The organism is Bacteroides sp. 2_2_4 (assembly GCF_000157055.1).
Classification (GTDB): Bacteria; Bacteroidota; Bacteroidia; order Bacteroidales; family Bacteroidaceae; genus Bacteroides; species Bacteroides ovatus.
Genome location: NZ_EQ973355.1, coordinates 542,731 through 564,640, shown reverse-complemented (window position 1 = coordinate 564,640; position 21,910 = coordinate 542,731). Strand labels below are relative to the sequence as shown.

The window sequence follows — 21,910 nt, the reverse complement described above, 5'->3', positions numbered from 1 at the left end:
ACTCTATTCCTTATTATAAATAAGAAGAGAAAAACCTATAACTTGGATTAACCACTATCATTATTAATTAAAAAAATGATTTTATGGAAAGCACAAATCATTATTTTCGACCGTTAGGTCTTATCATTCTTTTCTGCCTCTTCCCTGTATGGGTATTGGCACAGACTGTTTCCGTGACGGGGATGGTCAAAGATGCATCGGGCGAACCGATTATCGGAGCCAGTGTAGTAGAAGCTGGCACTACCAATGGTATAGTTACCGATTTGGATGGTAATTTTAAGTTGAATGTATCAGCCAAAGGTAGCTTGAAGATTTCTTTTATCGGATATCAGACACAAACGATTCCTGTAGCCGGGAAAAAGCAGTTTGATATTACCCTCAAAGAAGATGCAAAAGTATTAGACGAAGTAGTTGTAGTTGGATATGGTCAGATGAAACGTAGTGACCTGACCGGTTCTGTTGTATCGGTCAACGATGAAGCCATTAAGAAATCTGTAGTGACTTCCGTTGACCAGGTACTGCAAGGACGTGCTGCTGGTGTGCAGGTACAGGCTAATAGCGGTATGCCCGGTGGTAGTTCTTCCATCCGTATTCGTGGTATCAACTCTTTGAATGCCTCCAATGAACCTATCTTTGTCATTGACGGTGTTATCATCGACGGTTCCACAGGTTCGGGAAGTGATAATGCACTGGCATCTATCAATCCTTCGGACATCGTCTCTATGGACGTATTAAAGGATGCTTCCGCCACTGCTATTTATGGTGCGCGAGCTGCAAACGGTGTGATTATGATTACTACCAAACGTGGACAGAAGGGTGAGGCGCAAATAACTTATGACGGATATATAGGATGGCAGGAAATGCCTAAAAAACTGGATATGCTGAATCTGCGTGAATATGCGGAGCATAAGAATGTTCGTTCAGGAAAAGACTATTCGGGAAATGATTGGGGAATAGTGAACAAGGATAATAACTTTGTTCGTCCGGATTTACTAGGTGAGGGTACAGACTGGCAGGATGAGATGTTCTCTAAAGCTATGATGACCAGTCATAATCTTTCTGTGACCGGAGGTACTGATAAAAGTAACTATGCATTGGGAGCAGGTTACCTCAATCAGGATGGTATTGCTGTTGGTTCAGGGTTCAGGCGTCTGAACTTACGAGGTAGTTTTGATGCCCAGGTGAAGAGCTATTTAAAAATGGGTATTAACTTTGCGTTTAGTAATTCCCGTCAGAAATTGACTGTATCTGACGAGTCGTTGATTAGAACTGCTTTATTGCAGAGTCCGAGTGTGGCTGTTCGTAATGCTGAAGGCACATTTGACGGACCGGATACGGACGAATGGGTACAAACGAATCCGGTGGGTCTTGCCATGATTAAGGATAACCGCAACGAGAAAATGGGTATTCGGGCAAACACCTATGCTGAAGCTACTATCATTGACGGACTGACGTTTAAAACGGAATTGTCTTTCGATTATGGGGTAACTAATACTTATAAATTTGATCCCTCATATACTTTTGGTGCGATTGAAAATACGGACCGTCAGGGGACTTTCTCCAAATCATATAATAAGTTCTGGAGTTGGAGAAATATCGTGAATTACATGAAAACTTTTGGAGTGCACAATGTGAATGCAATGATTGGCCAGGAAATGCAGGAGAGCAAATGGGAATATCTGATGGGAAGCCGTATGGGATATTTGTCCAATGCTGCAACCGACCTGACATTGGGAGATGCCGCAACAGCCAAGAATAATGGTAATAGTGGAGAAAGTTCGATTTTATCTTATTTCGGCCGTCTGTTCTATTCATACGATGACAAATATCTGTTGACATTTACTCTTCGTCGCGACGGTTCTTCCAAATTCTACAAAGATAATCGTTGGGGATGGTTCCCGTCGGCTGCTTTGGCTTGGAAGGTTTCCAATGAATCTTTTTTGAAAGACAACAATATTATTAATAATCTGAAATTGCGTTTAGGATGGGGTGTTGTAGGTAATCAGAATGTGCCTAATAATGCATATAAAGCCATTTATTCATCTGTTGCTACCGTTTGGGGAACAGGATTGCTGGCTGGCAATACTCCGAATCCCGAATTGAAATGGGAGTCTACTTATTCAAGTAATCTGGGACTTGATATTAATCTTTTCCAGAACAGGATTGAATTGATAGCCGATATTTATTATAAGAAAACAAATGATTTGTTGTTGCAAGTGCCTCTTCCTGCTTACGTGGGAACTTCAGGTCAGGGCTCTACTTCCGCACCCTGGAAGAATGTGGGTTCTTTGGAGAATAAAGGACTTGAGTTGACTTTAAATACAGTGAATATTGATAAAGGCGGATTTCAATGGAGAAGTAACGTGGTATTCTCTATGAACCGTAATAAAGTAAAATCGCTGGATACGGCAACCAGCCTGATAGATAAGAGTAATCAGACAGGCGAAACAATAACCGTACTGACACGTACATCAGTAGGAAACCCTATCGGACAGTTTTATGGTTATAAAGTGATTGGCCGCTTTGAAAAGGCTACTGACTTTTACTATAAAGATGCTTCCGGAGCAATTAAGCCGGTAGCATTGCCTGAAGGTATGTCGATTTCCAAGAATAGTATCTGGATTGGTGATTATATTTTTGAAGATGTAAACAAAGACGGTGTTATCAATGAACAGGACCGTACTTATATCGGTAATCCTGAACCGGACTTTACTTTCGGCTTCGGTAACTCTTTCTCTTATAAAGGCTTCGACTTGAGCATTAACCTGACCGGATCGGTGGGAAATGAAGTTGTAAACTGGGGGCGTCGTGAACTTGAAAATCCACGGGGCAATAATAATATCCTGAAATCGGCGTTGGATTATGCACAACTGGCTTTGATTGATCCGAATGGTCCGGATGATTATCGGAATATACAGATTGTAGGCGGTGACCCTTATGCTTGCCGTATGGCTATTGCCAAAGGGACAGATGATTCCAATTATCGTTTCAGTGACCGCTTTGTGGAAGATGGTTCTTTCCTGCGTATTCAGTCTATCTCTTTCGGCTATACGTTCCCGCGTAAATGGTTGGCACCGATTGGTATTCAGAATCTGAAACTTTATTGTAACCTGCAGAATGTATATACATTCACAAAATACAAAGGGATGGACCCGGAAATAGGTTCTGCCAATCAGGACGCTTTGCTTACAGGCTTTGATAACTATCGTTATCCTTCTCCGCGAATTTATACATTCGGTCTGAATTTAACCTTTTAATCATTTAAAGTGACTAAATATGAAAACAAGTAAATATATATACTCTTTCATGTTGGCTGTAGCTTTGGCGTTTGCAGGATGCAGTGACTTCCTCGATTCTGAAGATAACTCCAATATCGCAGGAGATAACTTTTATCAAACGGAAGATGATTTCCGGGCAGCAACAGCTCCTTTGTATAATAAGGTGTGGTTCGACTTTAACGATAAGTTCTATTATGGACTGGGTGATGGACGCGGATTCAACCTTTGTGCGACAACCTCTAATTATATCTATCCTTTTGCCGATTTGACCGAAACCGGATTGACGGGGCCGTTAGTTTCGGCTTGGGGCTCATTATACAATATAGTACAGCAAACTAATAAGATTATTAACGGGATCAAAGGTAACTCATCCAATAGCGAAGAAGTGAAGAACCCATATATTGCTGAAGCACGGTTCATGCGTGGAGTTGCTTATTCCTATCTGGCGATGTTATGGGGAAATGTTATTATAAATGAGGATACGGATGAACTGGTGGCTAATCCAATTGTCAATACTAGCCCGGTAAGTGATGTCTATGAATTTGCGATGCGTGACTTGGAATTTGCGGCAAAATATTTGCCGGAGGTTTCTTCTGCTGCCGGACGTGTCAATAAATACAGTGCCTTTGGCATGTTGTCGCGTGTTTATCTGACGTATGCCGGTTATAGTAGTAACCCTAATAGTGCGACCCGTAATCAGGACTATCTGGATTTGGCAAAGAAAGCGGCTTTAAAAGTGATAGAAAACAGAAATTTTGAACTGATGACTGATTATGCCGATTTGTTTATGATTGATAAAAATAACAACTCGGAAACACTATTTGCTTTACAATGGGTTAGTAATGGTACGTATGGGGAATGTAATACGATACAGGACTATTTTGCTTGTGAGTCGGCTATTACCGGTAATGACCGTGCATGGGGCGGTTATGTTTTTGCACAACCGGACGTGATTTGGGAGTATGAAAAAGGAGATAAACGGCGTCAGCCGACTTGGATGGCTTATGGCGATCATTATCCTGAAATACAGAAAGCAAACGGAGGATATACTTGTGAGAAGAAAGCATCGGGTACTGTTTCCGGAATTTATTGTAAGAAATATGTTTGTGGTTCTAGCAAAGATAATGCGAAGATCACTTCCGGAAGTACTCCTATCAATACTTACATGTTGCGTCTGGCAGAAGTATATCTGATTTATGCAGAAGCTATATTGGGAAATAATCCTTCAACAGATGATGCCGATGCAATGGAATACTTTAACAAAGTGCGCAAGCGTGCCGGTTTGGAACCCCAAAATTCGATTACTTACGAAGATATTCGTCGTGAGCGTAGACTGGAACTTTGTCTGGAAGGACAGTATTGGTATGACTTGGTACGTAGAGCTTATTATAAACAACAGGAAGTACTCAATTATATCACCGGACAGGATAGGGGTACTGCTATTCCTGTAGTATGGGATGCGGATACACAGACTTTGAAGAGAGACGAGGATTCGGATGAAACGAAGCGTGCCATAGGTGACGTCGATTCCAGTATATTCCTTCTTCCTTATCCGGAATCGGAGACTGTGCAAAATCCTTTGTTGAAAGCAGATCCTGTGCCTTATGCATTTAAGGAAGACAGAATAACTGATTTGTTTAATTAAAAACGAGAATACGAATGAAAAGCTTGATATATAAAAATAGTATGAAAGCATTTGGCTTATTGGTGAGCCTGCTCATCTGCTCTTGTTCATTTGTTTCGTGTGACGACGATGACGATAATGGCGGAAGTTCTGTGATGAACATAACAGGGATCTATCTGGAAGACGCGAAGTCGAATGTTCCTGACCGTTTGGTTGATTTTGCCCGTTTGGGACAACTGATCCGAATTGAAGGTGAAGGATTCAACGGATTGAAGAAAGTGTATATTAATGGATATAACTGTTATTTTAATCCGGTATTTGTTTCGAATAAATCTTTTCTGGTTAGTGTGAACAGTAAAGTTCCGACTACAGAAGCAGACGAGAATGTACGTAATACAATTCGTTTGGTAAAAGATGGCGGTGAATACGTTTATGATTTCCAGATTCGTGCTGCTGCACCGTCTATAACGAAAATCTCCAACTGTATGCCGAATATAGGTGAACCTATCATTGTTTACGGAAGTGGATTGACGGAAATAGCAAAAGTCGTTTTCCCCGGAAATGTGGTGGTGACAGAAGGTATTATTTCTGATCTTGACGGTGAATATTTTATGGTGGATATGCCTGCCGGAGTTTCTGAAGAGGGCGGTTCTATTTTCGTAGAAGGTTCGAATGGTGGTGCTTATTCTCCTGCCTATTTCAATTATAAGAAAGGCTTGTTGTTGAACTTCGACGGAGTGGGTGCACAAGGAGCATGGGGCGATTCTGAAAGTATGATTCAAACAACCGAACTGGAATCTGCTTCGATTGGTGAAGGTAATGTGTCGCAAGGTGCTTACTGTCGTTTGCCATTAGAAAGACAGTTGCCGGTGGCAGCAGCGAAGAATCGTTGTGCTGAAGTTTGGACAGCTGGTAATGGCACTGATCCTGACTGGTTGACGCTGGGTGTCCCTGCTGAAACTCCTGTTGCCGAATGTGCTATTCAGTTTGAAATTTATGTGCCCGAACCTTGGTCTGAATCCGGATTCCTGAAGATTTGTGGTCAGAACGGATTCAATGGTGGAGAATGGGAGAGAGACTGTTATAATTACGTACCGTGGCTTGTAGGCGGAAAGATCGTTCCTTTCCAGACAACCGGTTGGCAGACTGTAACTGTTCCGTTCAGTGAATTCTACAAATCGAAAGCATCCAGCGGAGCTTGGACCACTTTTGCCGATGTGGCCGCTACCCGTGCATCTGCTTCTTATGCCAACTTCGGTTTCTATTTTGAGAACTCTGATATTACATTGGATAAGATCACAGGTGCGAGCTCGGATAAAGAAACAGAGTTTCTATCCAAAACAACTTCCGTGAAGATTTATATTGATAACTGGCGTGTCGTACCTTTGACGAAGCCGGAATATACCGATTTCCCGGATGAAGAAGAGGATGCAGAATAATAATGACTTTAAATTGAAAAGATTATGAAATACAGAAATATGCTTCCGTTTGTTGCCTTGTCGGTGCTGATATTGACATCGTGTGACGATAATAAGATGGAGTGGTATAAAGACCCTACACATGGAGCGGTTACTTCTTCCGAACTGCCTTTACAGTTGGCTGAAAAGATTTCCCGTTACAAGCCGTTGAAAGAATATTTATCCGATCCCAACTTTAAGTTGGGTATCGGAGTGGGGATGGATGAATATCTTGGTGACGAGACAACGACTACCATTGTGAATGAGAACTTTAATGATCTGACGATAGGATATGCCATGAAGCACGGTCCTATGGTCGATTCTAAAGGGAATTTGAAATTTGATAAGGTAGATCAATTGTTTACAAAGACTACAGAAGCGGGTATAAGCATTTATGGACACTGTCTGATTTGGCACACTAATCAGAATGCGAGTTATCTGAATAGTCTGATTGCACCGGAAGTTATTCCGGGACCGGCGGGCAGTAATTTGTTGGATCTGTCAGGCATTGAAGATGGAACCTTTGATGGCTGGAATCGTAAAAATGGAAGTGATGCGATGTCCATTGTGGAAGGGGAAGGACTGACAACTACTTCCAAAGCATTGAAATTTACAGTAGGATCTTCTGTAACGGCTGCTCATTCTGTGCAATTATATACTCCTGACATTTCAGCAGTAAGTGGGCATAATTATGAAATTTCATTTTTTGTCCGTTCGGATAAAGCTGGTAAAGCCCGGTTGACTTTCGCTGGGTTAGGAAATAATTATCCATATAAAGACTGGTATGCTACAGGTGGCAGTTGGACGGAAGCTTTTGAGACAACGTCTCAATGGCAGCAGGTGAAGATCACAGTGAATGATTTTGTTAGTACTACATTTCAGATTGCATTTGAATTTGGTTATTTGCCGGATGTGACTTATTATGTAGATAATATTGTTGTGACAGACAAAGATGCCGATCCTACTGTGGTTAATCTGATTTCTAACGGAGATTTTGAAAGCAAAGCTATTACTCCTTGGGGAGCTTGGAGTAGTGGAAAAGCCGCGATTTCGGAAGAAGGTGAAGGATATGGAAGTTCATATTCGATGAAGCTGACTAGTTCTGTTGACGGAGGGGCGGGCAATGCATATAAGGCACAGGCTGGATATGGCTTTGATACTCCTTTGGAAGTCGGCAAGACCTATGAGTTCTCTGCTATGATTAAAGCAAGTGTCTCAACTACTTTCCAAATTCAAATTCAGAACTCAACGAGTTATGCAGGTGAATGCTATGTAGATGGAAATGTGAGTACGACTTGGACAGAATTTAAGAAAGAATTTACAGTGTCTAAAGAGGATATGAATCGATTCTGTATCAATTTCGGAGTTAGTGCAGGCGATTATTATATAGATAATATCGTATTGTCGGAGAAAGTGGTGGAGACACGTGCAGTCACTCGCGCTTCCGGTCCTACTATCATTGAGAAGACCGACGAAGAAAAAGCCGAGATTATCAGAGATGCTATGGAAGACTGGATTTCAAAGATGGTTACCCATTGCAAACCTTATGTTCATGCATGGGACGTAGTCAATGAACCAATGGATGACGGAAAAACATCAGACATTAAGACTGGTAAAGGCAAAACTGATCTGGCTTCTGATGAATTCTACTGGCAAGATTATTTCCTGACTCCGAAAGACTATGCAGTAGAAGCTTTCAAACTTGCCCGTCAGTATGGAAATCCGGATGATAAACTATTCATCAATGATTATAATCTGGAATATAACCTCAATAAGTGTGACGGTCTGATTAAATATGTGGAATACATCGAAAGCAAAGGGGCCATAGTGGATGGTATTGGTACACAAATGCATATTGCTATTGATTCCAATAAAGACAATATTGCTCAAATGTTCCAGAAACTGGGTGCTACCGGCAAGTTGATTAAAGTATCCGAGTTGGATATTAAGGTTAACACCTCGTCGCCTACTACTGAAAATCTGGCACAACAGGCAGAAATGTATCAGTATGTTATTGATATGTACAAGAAGTATATTCCGGTGGATAAACAATATGGTATTACCATCTGGGGAGTATCGGACAATGAAAAAGAACATGTGAATTGGATACCGAATGACGCTCCGAACCTTTGGGATGCTAATTATGCACGTAAACATGCTTATAAGGGAGTAGCCGATGGTTTGGCTGGTAAGGATGTCAGCGAAGACTTTACCGGAGATTTGGAATAAATGATTTTATAATAATTAAAGAGGGGGAGAGTGAGGGTTACAGTAGTTGTTATCATCCTGGAGCGGATCGAATGAATAACAATAACTACTGTAATCCGCTCTTTCTAAAACTTTCGTTTTCCTCCTGTTCATCGGTGGTTTCAGCTTGAATGTAACATTGCAACAAGTTTTTGTAACATACGTAAACGATGATGTAACAAGCGAGTAATGATTTGAATCAGAATTTCTGGGTAAGTGGGAAGAAACTTCCTAAGTTTGCAAAGTGGAATCCCGATGGATTTCTTCTCTTGCTAAATTATCATGAAATAAAGACATATAAAAGAAAAGACAGAATGAATAAGTATTGGTTTTATAAGGTAGGGTTAGTAGTTGTGTTCCTTTGCTTCGCCTTGTTGGGCGGAGCAAAGGTTAAACTTCCGACTCTTGTTTCCGACGGAATGGTACTTCAGCGTGGGGAACCTGTCAATATCTGGGGAACGGCTGATCCTGATGAAACCGTTGATATAACTTTCCTGAAAAGAAATATAAGACTGTTGCTGATGTACAAGGTAACTGGAAAGTGACTTTGCCTATATTGAAAGCTGGCGGACCTTATACGATGGCCATTAATGATATCGAATTAAAGGATATTCTTATTGGTGATGTTTGGGTATGTTCGGGACAGTCGAATATGGAATTGCCTGTTTCACGGGTTACAGATCGTTTTCGCGATGAAATATCTACGGACAGTAACTATCCGATGGTACGCTATATAAAAACACCTCTGCTCTATAATTTTCATGCTCCGCAGGCAGATATTCCGGGAATTTCCTGGCAAGCGATGACTCCTGAAAATGTGATGCCTTTCTCTGCTTTGGCCTATTTCTTCGCTAAAGATGTCTATCAAAAGACAAAGGTTCCGGTAGGAATCATAAATTCCAGTGTCGGAGGTTCACCGGTAGAAGCGTGGATCAGTGAGGGAGGGTTGAAGCCTTTTCCATTTTATTTGAATGAAAAGCGTATCTATGAGTCAGACGATTTGATGGAGTCGATGAAAAAAGAGGAGAGGAAGAAAAGTCATGCCTGGAATGTGGCGTTGTTTCAGGGAGATAAAGGGATGCATGAGGCTACCCCTTGGTATGCTGCCGATTATGATGATAGCAATTGGACAGAAACAGATTTGTTTACTTCCGGCTGGGCAACAAACGGACTGAATACCGTCAATGGCTCCCACTGGTTCCGTAAAGACTTTCAGGTGTCTGCACAACAGGCGGGAGAGAAAGCGACTCTTCGTTTGGGATGCATCGTAGATGCAGATTCGGTCTATGTAAATGGCACATTTGTGGGGACTGTCTCTTATCAGTATCCTCCCCGTATCTACACCATTCCTGCCGGATTGTTGAAAGCCGGAAAAAATACAATAACCATACGCCTTTTCAGTTATGGCGGTCGTCCTCAATTTGTAAAGGAAAAGCCTTATAAAATCCTTTTCGGAAAAGGTCAGCCGGAAAAAGGAGAATCGGAGATCAATTTGGAGGGGAGTTGGAAATATCATCTCGGTGCTCCTATGCCCGCTGCTCCGGGACAAACGGCTTTTCATTATAAACCCACAGGACTGTATAATGCAATGATTGCTCCTTTGCTGAACTATACGGTATCTGGTGTTATCTGGTATCAGGGAGAATCGAATGTCTCACGCAGAAATGAGTATAAAGACTTGTTGACGGCTATGATTAGCGATTGGAGACAACGATGGAATAAGTCGGATATGCCTTTCTATATCATTGAGCTGGCGGATTTCCTTTCACCCACAGATAAAGGAGGACGCACTGCCTGGGCGGAATTCCGGAAAGCGCAGGCGGAAGTAGCCGATACAAATAAAAATGTTACTCTGATTAAAAATAGTGATTTAGGAGAATGGAATGATATTCATCCATTGGATAAAAAGACGCTAGGGCAACGAGTGGCAGCAGCTATCTTGATAGAAATGAATACGAAAAACAGAAAATGACCAATTTATCTATTTTATGGAGAATACAATAAAGACCAATGAAGCGAAAGGTTTCTATAAACTCTCTTGGCTTCAACGTATAGGATTCGGTTCCGGTGATTTGGCGCAAAACCTTATTTACCAGACCGTATGTATGTATCTGCTGATTTTTTATACCAATGTATATGGACTTAAACCGGAAGTGGCAGCCGTGATGTTTCTTATTGTCAGGATAGTGGATGTCCTTTGGGATCCTCTGGTGGGTGCTTTCGTCGATAAACACAATCCTAAACTAGGTAAATACCGTTCATATCTTATTTGGGGAGGAACTCCGCTGACTGGTTTTGCTATTCTTTGTTTTTGGAACGGCTTTTCGGGTTCACTGTTCTATGCCTATTTCACTTACGTTGGATTATCCATGTGTTATACATTGATTAATGTGCCTTATGGAGCACTGAATGCGTCACTTACCCGCGATACGAATGAAATCACGGTGTTGACGTCAGTGCGTATGTTTCTTGCCAATTTGGGTGGTTTGGCTGTGGCATACGGTATTCCGATACTGGTGAAGGTGTTGTCTCCCGATGGTAAAATCAATACTACTGCATCTGCTAACGCATGGTTTATTACGATGACTATTTATGCTGTTATCGGATTGGCGTTATTGATGTTCTGCTTTAACCAGACGAAGGAGCGTGTGGTTATGGATCAGGAGGAGACATCTAAAGTAAAAGTGTCCGACTTGTGGGTAGAATTTTGTAGAAATAAACCTTTGCGTATTTTGGCGTTCTTTTTCATTACTGCTTTTGCAATGATGGCGATTGGTAATTCTGCCGGTTCATATTATATGATTTATAATGTACGTGCACCGGAGATGTTACCTTATTTCATGGCCTTGGGCTCGATACCCGCATTCATTTTCATGCCGATGGTACCTGCCATTAAACGTGCCATTGGAAAAAAGCAAATGTTTTATGTATTCCTTTCAGTCGCTATATTGGGTATGGCATTGCTGTATATTATTTCTGTGGTTCCGGTACTCAAAACGCAGATATGGTTGGTCTTTGTGGCGCAGTTCATAAAATCGACGGGAGTCATTATTGCGACAGGGTATATGTGGGCTTTGGTTCCCGAAGTAATTTCGTATGGCGAATATACTCATGGTAAACGTATTTCGGGTATAGTCAATGCTTTGACTGGTATTTTCTATAAAGCGGGAATGGCTCTTGGAGGAGTTGTACCGGGACTTGTTATGGCTTTTGTCGGATTCGACCAGACAAATGAAGTGTCACAATCACCTTTTGCCGAACAGGGAATACTGTGGCTCGTAGCCGTTATTCCGGCGTTGTTGCTTTTGGTCGCTATGTTCATTATTTCTAAATATGAATTGGAAGATAATGTGATTGACAATATAAATGAGGAGATAGAATCGCGCTGTAAAAAAGGCGAATAGATAAGATAGTAGAATGTTTATTACTCAAAAATATAACGTATGAAACTCAAACGAATAATTCTGTTATTATTGACAGTGATGTTTTCTTTTTCTTATGGAGAAGTTTTTGCGAAAGATGGAAATTCGCTGAAAAAGGCTTTGAAAAACAAGTTTTTGATTGGCGTGTCAGTGAACACACATCAAAGTTCCGGTAAGGATGTCGCAGCTGTTGAAATTGTAAAGAAGAATTTTAATTCCATCGTGGCGGAAAACTGCATGAAGTCTTCTGTCATTCATCCGAAAGAAAATAAGTATAATTTTGCGCAGGCAGATGAATTTGTCAGTTTTGGTGAGAGCAATCAAATGGCTATCATTGGTCACTGCCTGATTTGGCATTCACAATTGGCTCCTTGGTTTTGCGTAGATAAGGACGGGAATAATGTTTCTCCGGAAGTCCTGAAGAAACGGATGAAAGACCATATCACTACCATCGTGAAACGCTATAAAGGCCGTATCAAAGGCTGGGATGTAGTAAATGAAGCGATTGAAGATAATGGAGCATATCGCAAGACAAAGTTTTATGAGATTCTGGGGGAAGAATATATTCCATTGGCTTTCCAGTATGCACACGAGGCTGATCCGGATGCCGAACTTTACTACAATGACTACTCAATGGCCCAACCGGGCAGAAGAGAAGCTGTCGTGAAGATGGTGAACGATTTGAAAAGACGTGGAATCCGTATTGATGCCGTAGGTATGCAAGGTCATATCGGTATGGACTATCCGAAAATCAGTGAATTTGAGAAGAGTATGCTGGCTTTTGCCGGAACAGGAGTGAAGATAATGATAACAGAACTGGATTTGACGGTGATACCATCACCGAATCCCAATGTAGGTGCAGAAGTTTCCGCTTCCTTTGAATATAAGAAAGAGATGAATCCTTATCCGGATGGATTACCGGAAGAGGTATCGAAAGCATGGACTGAAAGAATGAATGACTTTTTCCGTCTGTTCCTGAAACATCATAACCTCATCACCAGGGTTACTCTTTGGGGAGTAGCCGATCAGAACTCTTGGCGTAATGACTGGCCGATGAGAGGCCGCACGGATTATCCGTTACTTTTTGATCGCAATTATCAGCCGAAGCCGGTAGTCGACCTGATTATCAAAGAGGCTGAAAAAACAAAATAAGTTTCTAACAGAAAAACCGAAAAAGCATGAAAACAGAAAAAAGATATTTAGTTCCCGGTGATTATATGGCTGACCCTGCCGTACATGTATTTGATGGCAAACTGTATATTTATCCCTCGCACGATTGGGAAAGTGGTATTGCTGAAAATGATAATGGCGATCATTTCAATATGAAAGATTATCACGTGTATTCTATGGATGATGTGATGAACGGTGAAATAAAAGATCATGGAGTGGTGCTTTCCACAGAGGATATTCCTTGGGCGGGCCGTCAACTATGGGATTGTGATGTGGTTTGTAAAGATGGTAAGTACTATATGTATTTTCCATTGAAAGATCAGAATGATATATTTCGTATCGGGGTAGCTGTGAGTGATAAACCTTATGGTCCTTTTATACCGGAAGCTAATCCGATGAAAGGAAGTTACAGCATCGATCCGGCTGTATGGGATGACGGAGATGGTAACTATTATATATATTTCGGTGGATTGTGGGGTGGACAACTTCAACGTTACCGTAATAATAAAGCCTTGGAATCTGCCATTTTGCCGGAAGGAGAGGAGGAGGCAATCCCGTCGCGTGTTGCTCGTTTGAGTGAAGACATGATGGAGTTTGCCGAAGAACCCCGTGCAGTGGTAATTCTGGATGAAGACGGTAAGCCATTGACAGCAGGGGATACGGAACGCCGTTTCTTCGAAGCTTCGTGGATGCATAAATATAATGGTAAATACTATTTTTCCTATTCTACGGGAGACACTCATTTGCTCTGCTATGCAACAGGTGATAACCCTTATGGTCCGTTTACTTATCAGGGAGTCATTCTGACTCCGGTGGTAGGATGGACTACTCACCATGCTATTGTAGAGTTTAAAGGTAAGTGGTATCTGTTTCATCACGATTGTGTACCATCAGAGGGAAAGACTTGGCTCCGTAGCCTAAAAGTCTGTGAACTTCAGTATGATGCAGACGGGCGAATCATTACTATTGAGGGAAAAGATGAATAATAGAATACATTAAAACAACCGCTTCTATCTGAAAAATATGCCTAGAAATATATTTGCATTGATATTTACTATCCTTTTTTGCTTTTCTTCTATTTGGGCAGAAGATGGAAGTGCCTTGTGGCTTCGTTATGCATCGGGAGCGAAAGCGGAAATTACCAGCAAGAAACAATCACCTACATTACGTATTGCGGTTTCCGAATTACAGAACTTCTGGCAGGGAGGAATCCCGGTTACTTTGGAGGTCCGGAACAATAAAGAACTTCGTGCACTTGGAAATGAGGGATATACGATTCAGACCTCCAAAGGTGGCAGTCAAATAACGATAGCTTCTTCCGGTGAACAAGGAGTACTTTATGGAACGTATCATTTACTCCGTCTGCAAGCTACCGGACAACTACCGGAATCAGCTTTGCAATCCCTCAATATCTCCGAACGACCTGATTATCGAATTCGTATCCTGAATCATTGGGATAACTTGGATGGTACAATCGAACGCGGATATGCCGGACATTCACTTTGGAAATGGGACGAACTTCCGTCTGTTGTCTCTCCCCGTTATGAAGCCTACGCTCGTGCCAATGCTTCTATCGGCATTAATGCCACTGTAATAAACAATGTCAATGCAAGTCCTAAGATACTATCTAATGATTATTTGCAGAAAGTCAAAGTCTTGGCCGACGTTTTCCGCCCTTATGGCTTGAAAATATATCTTTCTATCAATTTCTCTTCTCCCGCAGCTTTAGGCGGTTTATCCACTTCCGATCCGTTGAATAAAGAAGTGATAAACTGGTGGAAGCAGAAAGCCAAAGAGATTTATTCTCTGATTCCCGATTTCGGAGGTTTTCTGGTGAAAGCGAATTCCGAAGGGCAGCCCGGTCCGTGTGATTACGGACGGACTCATGCCGAAGGAGCCAATATGCTTGCCGATGTGTTGAGGTCCTATCATGGCATTGTGATGTGGCGCGCTTTCGTTTATTCTCCTACCGACAGCGACCGTGCCAAACAAGCCTATCTTGAATTTGAACCTTTGGATGATAAGTTTCGGGATAATGTTATTGTGCAGATCAAGAACGGTCCGATAGATTTCCAACCCCGTGAACCATTCAGCCCGCTGTTCGGAGCCATGAAAAAGACGGCAGTTATGCCCGAATTTCAAATCACACAAGAGTATCTTGGTTTTTCCAATCATCTTGCATTCCTTGCTCCTATGTGGAAAGAGTGTTTAGACAGTGATACTTATCTGCAAGGTAAAGGCTCTACCGTTGCCCGTGTGACAGATGGTTCTTTATTCTTTCATCCGCTCACGGCTATTTCCGGAGTGGCAAACATCGGTGATGATACTAATTGGTGTGGACATCCTTTTGCTCAAGCCAACTGGTATGCTTTCGGACGATTGGCATGGAAACATTCGCTCTCTTCCGAACAGATAGGAGAAGAATGGTTGAAACAAACTTTTCTTCCCGTTACCGGTGCGCAAACCGATACTCCGGCAGGAGAAGTCATTCAAAAAGAGCAGATCGACGCTGAACTCTCCCTTCTCAACTTCCAAGTGCTTCAGAAATCGAGAGAAGCAGTAGTAGACTACATGATGCCTCTCGGCTTGCATCATATCTTTGCATGGGGACATCATTACGGACCGGAACCCTGGTGTGATATTCCCGATGCCCGCCCGGATTGGCTGCCTCCTTATTACCACCGTGCCGACAACATGGGAATAGGTTTCGACCGCAGCAGTACAGGAAGTAATGCTACCGGACAATACCATTCTCCATTATGCGAGCAACTGGACAATGTGAATACTTGTCCGGAGAATCTGCTCCTTTGGTTTCACCATGTCCCTTGGAATCATCAGATGAAGAGCGGACGTACACTTTGGGCAGAACTGTGCTACACGTATGATCGTGGTGTAAACGAAGTGAGAAACTTTCAAAAAGTGTGGGACAGGATGGAACCGTATATTGATTCCGAACGTTTTCGTGATGTGCAACACCGCCTGAAGATTCAGGCACGGGATGCTGTCTGGTGGCGGGATGCTTGTTTGCTTTACTTCCAGCAATTCAGCAGACAATCGATACCTTACGAATTGGAACGTCCCATACACGAGTTGAAAGATATGATGGAATACAAATTGGATATTACCAATTTTGAATGTCCACCTTATGGGTTTAGTAAGTAAATAAAGATATTCCTTCTACGGAACGAATAAGAATATGTTTGCAATTTGGCGTCTTTTATGATAAAATTGTTACCTTTGCGGGCAATAATAAAACAGAATAAAAGAATATGAACCAAAATACATTCTGCATGGCGGGGGGCGTAGCACGCAACCCGCTTGTGCGTTTAGCCAAACCCATCACGGCAACTATCGGAGCGAATGAACACATAGCTATTGTAGGTCCCAATGGTGGCGGTAAAAGTCTTTTTGTAGATACCCTGATCGGAAAATATCCATTGCGTGAAGGAACCGTACAATATGATTTTTCCCCCTCTGCCACCCAGACTCTTTATGATAATGTGAAATACATTGCTTTCCGTGATACCTATGGAGCTGCCGATGCCAATTACTACTACCAGCAGCGTTGGAATGCTCACGATCAGGATGAAGCTCCTGATGTTCGTGAGATGTTGGGAGAAATCAAGGACGAGCAACTACAACGCGAACTGTTTGAACTCTTCCGTATCGAACCGTTGCTCGACAAGAAAATTATTCTCCTTTCCAGCGGTGAATTACGTAAATTCCAGCTAACCAAAACCCTGTTGACTGCTCCCCGCGTGTTGATTATGGATAATCCGTTTATCGGACTGGATGCTCCTACGCGTGAACTGTTGTTTTCTTTGCTCGAACGTCTGACAAAAATGTCGTCCGTACAGATCATTCTGGTACTTTCCATGCTCGATGATATACCTTCATTCATCACTCATGTCATTCCTGTGGACAAAATGGAGGTCTTTCCTAAAATGGAACGTGAAGCCTATCTGGAAGCTTTCCGCAGTAGAGATGTGGTTACCTCTTTGGATGATTTGCAGCAACGGATTATAGATTTGCCATCTGATGGCAACAATTACGATTCGGAGGAAGTAGTAAAACTTAATAAGGTCAGTATCCGTTATGGCGACCGAACTATTCTGAAAGAACTGGACTGGACAGTCCGTCGTGGTGAGAAGTGGGCGTTGAGTGGTGAGAACGGTGCTGGGAAATCGACTCTGTTGAGCCTTGTCTGTGCAGACAATCCGCAATCGTATGCCTGTGACATCAGTCTCTTCGGACGGAAAAGAGGGACGGGAGAAAGTATTTGGGAAATCAAGAAACATATTGGTTACGTAAGTCCGGAGATGCACCGTGCTTATCTTAAAAATCTGCCCGCTATTGAGATTGTAGCCAGTGGTTTGCATGACAGTATCGGTCTGTATAAACGTCCTCAACCGGAACAGATGGCTATCTGTGAGTGGTGGATGGATATATTTGGCATTGCAGATTTGAAAGATAAACCATTCCTGCAACTATCCAGTGGAGAACAACGTTTGTCCTTGTTGGCAAGAGCTTTCGTCAAAGACCCGGAACTGCTGATTCTGGATGAACCGCTTCATGGCTTGGATACTTATAATCGTCGACGGGTAAAGAAAGTGATTGAGGCTTTCTGCCGACGCAAAGATAAGACGATGATTATGGTGACACATTATGAATCGGAACTTCCCAACACTATAACAGATCGTATTTTCTTAAAGAGAAACCGGTAAACATTGTTTTCTGATATTTATTTTGAATTTAGATTTTAGTTAATCGGATGCGTAAACCAGAAACAAGAACCTTTCCCCGGTTCTGATTCCACTCCGATTTTGCCGCCTAACTGTGTGACGATACTTTGACAGATAGGGAGTCCCAGCCCTGTGCCGGCAATAAAATTATTCAATTTCACGAATCGGGTAAAGATAGCTTCCTGCTTTTCCGGTTCGATGCCCATTCCCGTATCTTGAACCGAGAATCTGACTTCATTTCCGTTGATTCGGTAATCAATAACAATACTGCCCTCGGAAGTAAATTTCAGAGCATTCGTTACAAAATTCAGCAATACCTGATACAACCTGTTTTTGTCGCTGGTAAAAGTAAGCTCGGGCAGTTCCGGTGCTAAGAGAATCTCTACTTGCTCTGTAGCCCTTACCTGCATAGATTGTAGCAGTTCGTTGCAAAGTTGTTGTGCATCCACTTGTTCTGGGATAATGTCGAAAGTCCCTGCCTCAATCTTTGACAAGTCAAGAATATCCGAGATCAGTTGTAACAAGAGCTTGTTGTTTTCTTCAATAATCGTTGCATACAGATGTTTTTCTTCTGCATCCTCCGCTTCCTCAAGCAAACTGGAAAAGCCTACTATCGCATTGAGCGGGGTACGTATCTCATGACTCATATTCGCAAGAAAAGCAGATTTTAGCCGGTCGGCTTCTTCAGCTTTCTCTTTGGCGCCAATCAGCATCCGCTCTGTCTCTTTCAGTTCGGTAATATCAAAGTTGATACACAGCATTTCGATGATATTGTCCTGGAGCTGGTAATTCCTTACTAATACGTTAACCCGTGTCCAAGTGTAATTTCCATCTGCTCTGCGAATCCGGACATCGCGGGATAGCTTGGAACTTTCTCCTTTTATCACTTTATCCAGGAAGTCGATCATCACAGCTCGATCTTCTGGATGGAAATGGGAATGAATGCCGATGATTTCCGGCAATGGGGTACCCTCTTCTTCACCTACATTCCTGTACCAGCTTCTCAAAGCATACCCATCCCGACTCAAAGCATCGAAGTGCGCGTAACCTACTTTGGCATAATCTCCTACCAGGTCGAAAAAACTCTCGAATTCCTGAATCTTATTATAAGCAATTGTATCTTCGGTCTTGTCTACATTAATTAAGAGGTAGTTGATAGGTTCGTGATTGTGATCGTATAGAGTGGTGACTTTGGTTGTTAAGTCAATGAAACCGGTTGTACTGTTAGGCTGATAATATTTGTTGATTTTGGAAAAGTCGTACCGGAATGTAAAATCTGCGTTCTCATTGTCTTTTATTTTCTGTTTTATCTCTTCCGGCAATATAGGATTCTCGAAAATGTTGACTCCCAAAATATCTTCTTTATTGGAAATACGGAACATTTCCATATCTTTTTTATTCAGGTCGACCATTTGACCGTCCTTATCATATAATTCGATGCCTACCGGAAGATTCTTATATATATTATGAAGGATCCGCTCGCTATTTTGTAGAGCCTGGTGTGCAGATGCTATATGAATTCCCTCTTGGGTTTCGGCAATTCCATATACTTTGGTGTTACCATTTTCGTCTGTTTCCTGGAAGCATGCCTTGCTACGAATCCATACATGACCTTTGGGAGTATCAAACAAGTATATTTCTTCTACAGTCTGTTGTACTTTGTCAAAAGACGGAAAAGTTGCGTATCCCTGATCTTCTTTTAGAATACGCTTGTTGAAATCTTCGAAACTGATGAGCCCGTCTTCTCCTATTCCGAGTAGTTGGGAGATAAGTTCCGAACACTTGTAAGTCTCTGCTTTCAAGTCAGCTTCCCACCATCCTATATTCGCTTTGTTCATAAGCTTTTGTAGGAATTCGCTTTCGTTTTGTTCGTTTATTTTCAAGGTATGTCTGTATTATCAGGTAGTTAGACAATAATTTGCTCGTAAAAATAATCATTTTTGTTGAATTCCACCTTAAAAAAGTAAAAGATAGTATGATTGTATCACAAGGAAAGTATGTATTACAAAGAAAATGGGCATATATGAGCAGAGTATCAATAAATTATCTTCGTGTAAAAAAAGTAATCGAAGCATTCTGTACGCGTAAAGATAAAGCGAAGATTAAATCAACGTCCAGATGAATGGAAACGGCCGGATATAGTTGTGAATCGTATCTTTCTGGAGAGAAACATAGTGTCAAAATATAAAGAGTCAGACGATGGGAATAGAATATGTCTATAACAACAAATGTATTTATATGAATTATAATCTTTTTTAATAAATAGAATGTTTTTTGCTCCAATTGGTTATCTTTGCGCTCTATGAAACGCAAAAAGTAACTAGAAATACATGAATGATAGTCAAAATGCTATAACTGTTATATACAGGGAACATTGGCAAAAACTCTATATTCATGCATATAATCTGCTGAATGATGAGGAAAGCGCAAAAGATGTGGTGAACGATGTCTTTTGTTCGGTGCTTGAGAGCAACGAACGGTTGACAACGGAAGAGGATCTGCTGCCGTTATTTTTCGTCATGGTGCGAAATCGTTGTATTGACCAAATACGTCATCAGAACGTGGTGCATAAAAATGCGGAAAGATATCTGGAAGAACTTTACAGTGGCTGGACTGTGAAAGAATACCGTGAGTATGAAGACAAGATAAACCGGATGCAGGAGAGTATTCGCCAGATGGCTCCACAAATGCGAACCGTAGTGGAAGAATTCTTCTTAAATGAAAAGAAATGTGCGGAAATCAGTGAAAAGTTACGTATTAGTGATAATACCGTTAGAACGCACATTGCCAGAGCTTTAAAGATACTCCGAAAACAATTAACCATCTTTTTTTAAAAAAAATCCTATCGGGGTGTCATCAGTTTCAGTAACCTTTACGTGTTTAATGAAACTATTGACACTATGATAGACCATTCAGATAAAAAATTAGATTATGCACTTCGTGCCATACAACATCCACAATTAAGAGAAACTGATGAATTTCTTCAGTGGATAGGTATACCTGAAAATAAAGAACTTTTCTTGGAATTAATGGCTTGTAAGGAAGCTGTGATACGTGAGAATCTGCAACGGAAACGCAAGTACAGAAAGAAAATGCGTATCTTGGCAATTGCTTCTTCTGCTGCAGCTGTCTTGATACTGGCTTTTCTGATTCCTTCTTTGCTTCCTTCCACTTCTTTACCTGTAGAACAGCCGATACGTTTTTTTGCTGCGAACAACAATGATGAACATGTGGTCCTACAAATGGATGGTCGTAGTGAACAGCAGTTATTGACAGACAGTGTGATGGATGTGAAAGACTGGAAAACTGTCTCGGCAGACACTGTATGCTGTCAGACTTTGACTACACCACGTGGAAAAGATTTTCTGCTGGTACTGGCTGATGGGACTAAGGTATGGCTCAATGCTGAAAGTCGTTTGCGCTACCCTGTGGCATTTAATGGAAAAGAACGACGTGTGGAACTAGAAGGGGAGGCTTGCTTTGAAGTGGCAAAAGATGCCGAACATCCGTTTATTGTATGTGCTAATGGCATGAATACCATGGTGCTGGGAACTAAATTCAACGTGCGTTCCTATAGTGTTGAAGATCGTCATGTAACTTTGGTGAATGGTAAGGTGCAGGTTACAAACACAGTTAACAATAAGTCGGTAACATTACGTCCGGGACAGGATTTGACCTATACGGAAACCGGAGAGGAAAAAGTATCAGAAGTGAATATCGCTACATATACAGCCTGGACAGAGGGAATGTTCTACTTTGAGGATGTGCCGTTGGAAGAAATCATGGGTGCTTTGGGAAGATGGTATAATGTGAATATCGATTTCGAGCGGCGCGAATTGTATCATATCAGGTTGAACTTCTGGGCTAATAAAAATACCCATTTGGATGAAGCATTGGAACTACTGAATAAGTTGGAGAAAGTGCAGGTAGACTATCAGGACCGAACCATTACGATCAAACAGATTTAACT

Annotated in this window: 12 protein-coding genes and 1 pseudogene; 12 read left to right on the top strand and 1 reads right to left on the bottom strand. The window is 41.7% G+C overall.

Annotated features, from left to right (window positions below; genetic code table 11):
- The first annotated feature begins 83 nt into the window (after positions 1–83).
- From BSCG_RS24885 to BSCG_RS24930, 10 genes and pseudogenes are all read left to right on the top strand, one after another.
- Positions 84–3,257: a SusC/RagA family TonB-linked outer membrane protein gene (locus BSCG_RS24885; protein ID WP_004311414.1), complete on the top strand. Its 3,174-nt coding sequence runs from the start codon at positions 84–86 to the stop codon at positions 3,255–3,257.
- A 19-nt stretch (positions 3,258–3,276) separates the two neighbouring features.
- Positions 3,277–4,923 (top strand): RagB/SusD family nutrient uptake outer membrane protein, encoded by a 1,647-nt coding sequence (locus BSCG_RS24890; RefSeq protein ID WP_008774779.1) that lies wholly within the window; start codon positions 3,277–3,279, stop codon positions 4,921–4,923.
- A 41-nt stretch (positions 4,924–4,964) separates the two neighbouring features.
- Positions 4,965–6,341, top strand: coding sequence for a glycan-binding surface protein (locus BSCG_RS24895; RefSeq protein ID WP_032849300.1), 1,377 nt, complete (start codon positions 4,965–4,967; stop codon positions 6,339–6,341).
- Positions 6,342–6,365: 24 nt separating this feature from the next.
- Complete coding sequence (locus BSCG_RS24900) at positions 6,366–8,588, top strand: endo-1,4-beta-xylanase (RefSeq protein WP_009040541.1); 2,223 nt, start codon at positions 6,366–6,368, stop codon at positions 8,586–8,588.
- 332 nt (positions 8,589–8,920) lie between these two features.
- A pseudogene (locus BSCG_RS24905) lies at positions 8,921–10,578 on the top strand (sialate O-acetylesterase).
- A gap of 16 nt (positions 10,579–10,594) precedes the next feature.
- A complete protein-coding gene (locus BSCG_RS24910) occupies positions 10,595–12,010 on the top strand; it encodes an MFS transporter (protein WP_004304378.1) in 1,416 nt (471 codons plus the stop codon).
- A 39-nt stretch (positions 12,011–12,049) separates the two neighbouring features.
- A complete protein-coding gene (locus tag BSCG_RS24915; protein WP_004304377.1) occupies positions 12,050–13,180 on the top strand; it encodes an endo-1,4-beta-xylanase in 1,131 nt (376 codons plus the stop codon).
- Between the two features lie 26 nt (positions 13,181–13,206).
- Complete coding sequence (locus BSCG_RS24920; RefSeq protein WP_004300838.1) at positions 13,207–14,184, top strand: glycoside hydrolase family 43 protein; 978 nt, start codon at positions 13,207–13,209, stop codon at positions 14,182–14,184.
- 37 nt (positions 14,185–14,221) lie between these two features.
- Complete coding sequence (locus BSCG_RS24925) at positions 14,222–16,360, top strand: alpha-glucuronidase family glycosyl hydrolase (RefSeq protein WP_004304376.1); 2,139 nt, start codon at positions 14,222–14,224, stop codon at positions 16,358–16,360.
- 107 nt (positions 16,361–16,467) lie between these two features.
- Complete coding sequence (locus tag BSCG_RS24930) at positions 16,468–17,922, top strand: ATP-binding cassette domain-containing protein (protein ID WP_008774775.1); 1,455 nt, start codon at positions 16,468–16,470, stop codon at positions 17,920–17,922.
- 35 nt (positions 17,923–17,957) lie between these two features.
- Here BSCG_RS24930 and BSCG_RS24935 read toward each other — a convergent pair whose 3' ends face one another.
- Positions 17,958–19,778: a PAS domain-containing sensor histidine kinase gene (locus tag BSCG_RS24935; protein WP_004304374.1), complete on the bottom strand. Its 1,821-nt coding sequence runs from the start codon at positions 19,776–19,778 to the stop codon at positions 17,958–17,960.
- Between the two features lie 492 nt (positions 19,779–20,270).
- On the opposite strand from BSCG_RS24935, the gene BSCG_RS24940 reads away from it, so the two are divergent.
- Together BSCG_RS24940 and BSCG_RS24945 are read left to right on the top strand one after the other, a co-directional pair.
- Positions 20,271–20,774 carry an RNA polymerase sigma factor gene (locus BSCG_RS24940; protein ID WP_008774773.1) on the top strand — a complete coding sequence of 168 codons (504 nt, stop codon included), beginning with the start codon at positions 20,271–20,273 and terminating at the stop codon, positions 20,772–20,774.
- Between the two features lie 66 nt (positions 20,775–20,840).
- Positions 20,841–21,908 (top strand): FecR family protein, encoded by a 1,068-nt coding sequence (locus BSCG_RS24945; protein WP_032849281.1) that lies wholly within the window; start codon positions 20,841–20,843, stop codon positions 21,906–21,908.
- The last annotated feature ends 2 nt before the right edge of the window (positions 21,909–21,910 follow it).

Excerpts from the sequence above, each read along its gene's own strand:
- BSCG_RS24885 (WP_004311414.1), top strand. The coding sequence starts at position 84 with ATGGAAAGCACAAATCATTATTTTCGACCGTTAGGTCTTATCATTCTT.
- BSCG_RS24890 (WP_008774779.1), top strand. The coding sequence starts at position 3,277 with ATGAAAACAAGTAAATATATATACTCTTTCATGTTGGCTGTAGCTTTG.
- BSCG_RS24895 (WP_032849300.1), top strand. The coding sequence starts at position 4,965 with ATGAAAGCATTTGGCTTATTGGTGAGCCTGCTCATCTGCTCTTGTTCA.
- BSCG_RS24900 (WP_009040541.1), top strand. The coding sequence starts at position 6,366 with ATGAAATACAGAAATATGCTTCCGTTTGTTGCCTTGTCGGTGCTGATA.
- BSCG_RS24910 (WP_004304378.1), top strand. The coding sequence starts at position 10,595 with ATGGAGAATACAATAAAGACCAATGAAGCGAAAGGTTTCTATAAACTC.
- BSCG_RS24915 (WP_004304377.1), top strand. The coding sequence starts at position 12,050 with ATGAAACTCAAACGAATAATTCTGTTATTATTGACAGTGATGTTTTCT.
- BSCG_RS24920 (WP_004300838.1), top strand. The coding sequence starts at position 13,207 with ATGAAAACAGAAAAAAGATATTTAGTTCCCGGTGATTATATGGCTGAC.
- BSCG_RS24925 (WP_004304376.1), top strand. The coding sequence starts at position 14,222 with ATGCCTAGAAATATATTTGCATTGATATTTACTATCCTTTTTTGCTTT.
- BSCG_RS24930 (WP_008774775.1), top strand. The coding sequence starts at position 16,468 with ATGAACCAAAATACATTCTGCATGGCGGGGGGCGTAGCACGCAACCCG.
- BSCG_RS24935 (WP_004304374.1), bottom strand. The coding sequence starts at position 19,778 with ATGAACAAAGCGAATATAGGATGGTGGGAAGCTGACTTGAAAGCAGAG.
- BSCG_RS24940 (WP_008774773.1), top strand. The coding sequence starts at position 20,271 with ATGAATGATAGTCAAAATGCTATAACTGTTATATACAGGGAACATTGG.
- BSCG_RS24945 (WP_032849281.1), top strand. The coding sequence starts at position 20,841 with ATGATAGACCATTCAGATAAAAAATTAGATTATGCACTTCGTGCCATA.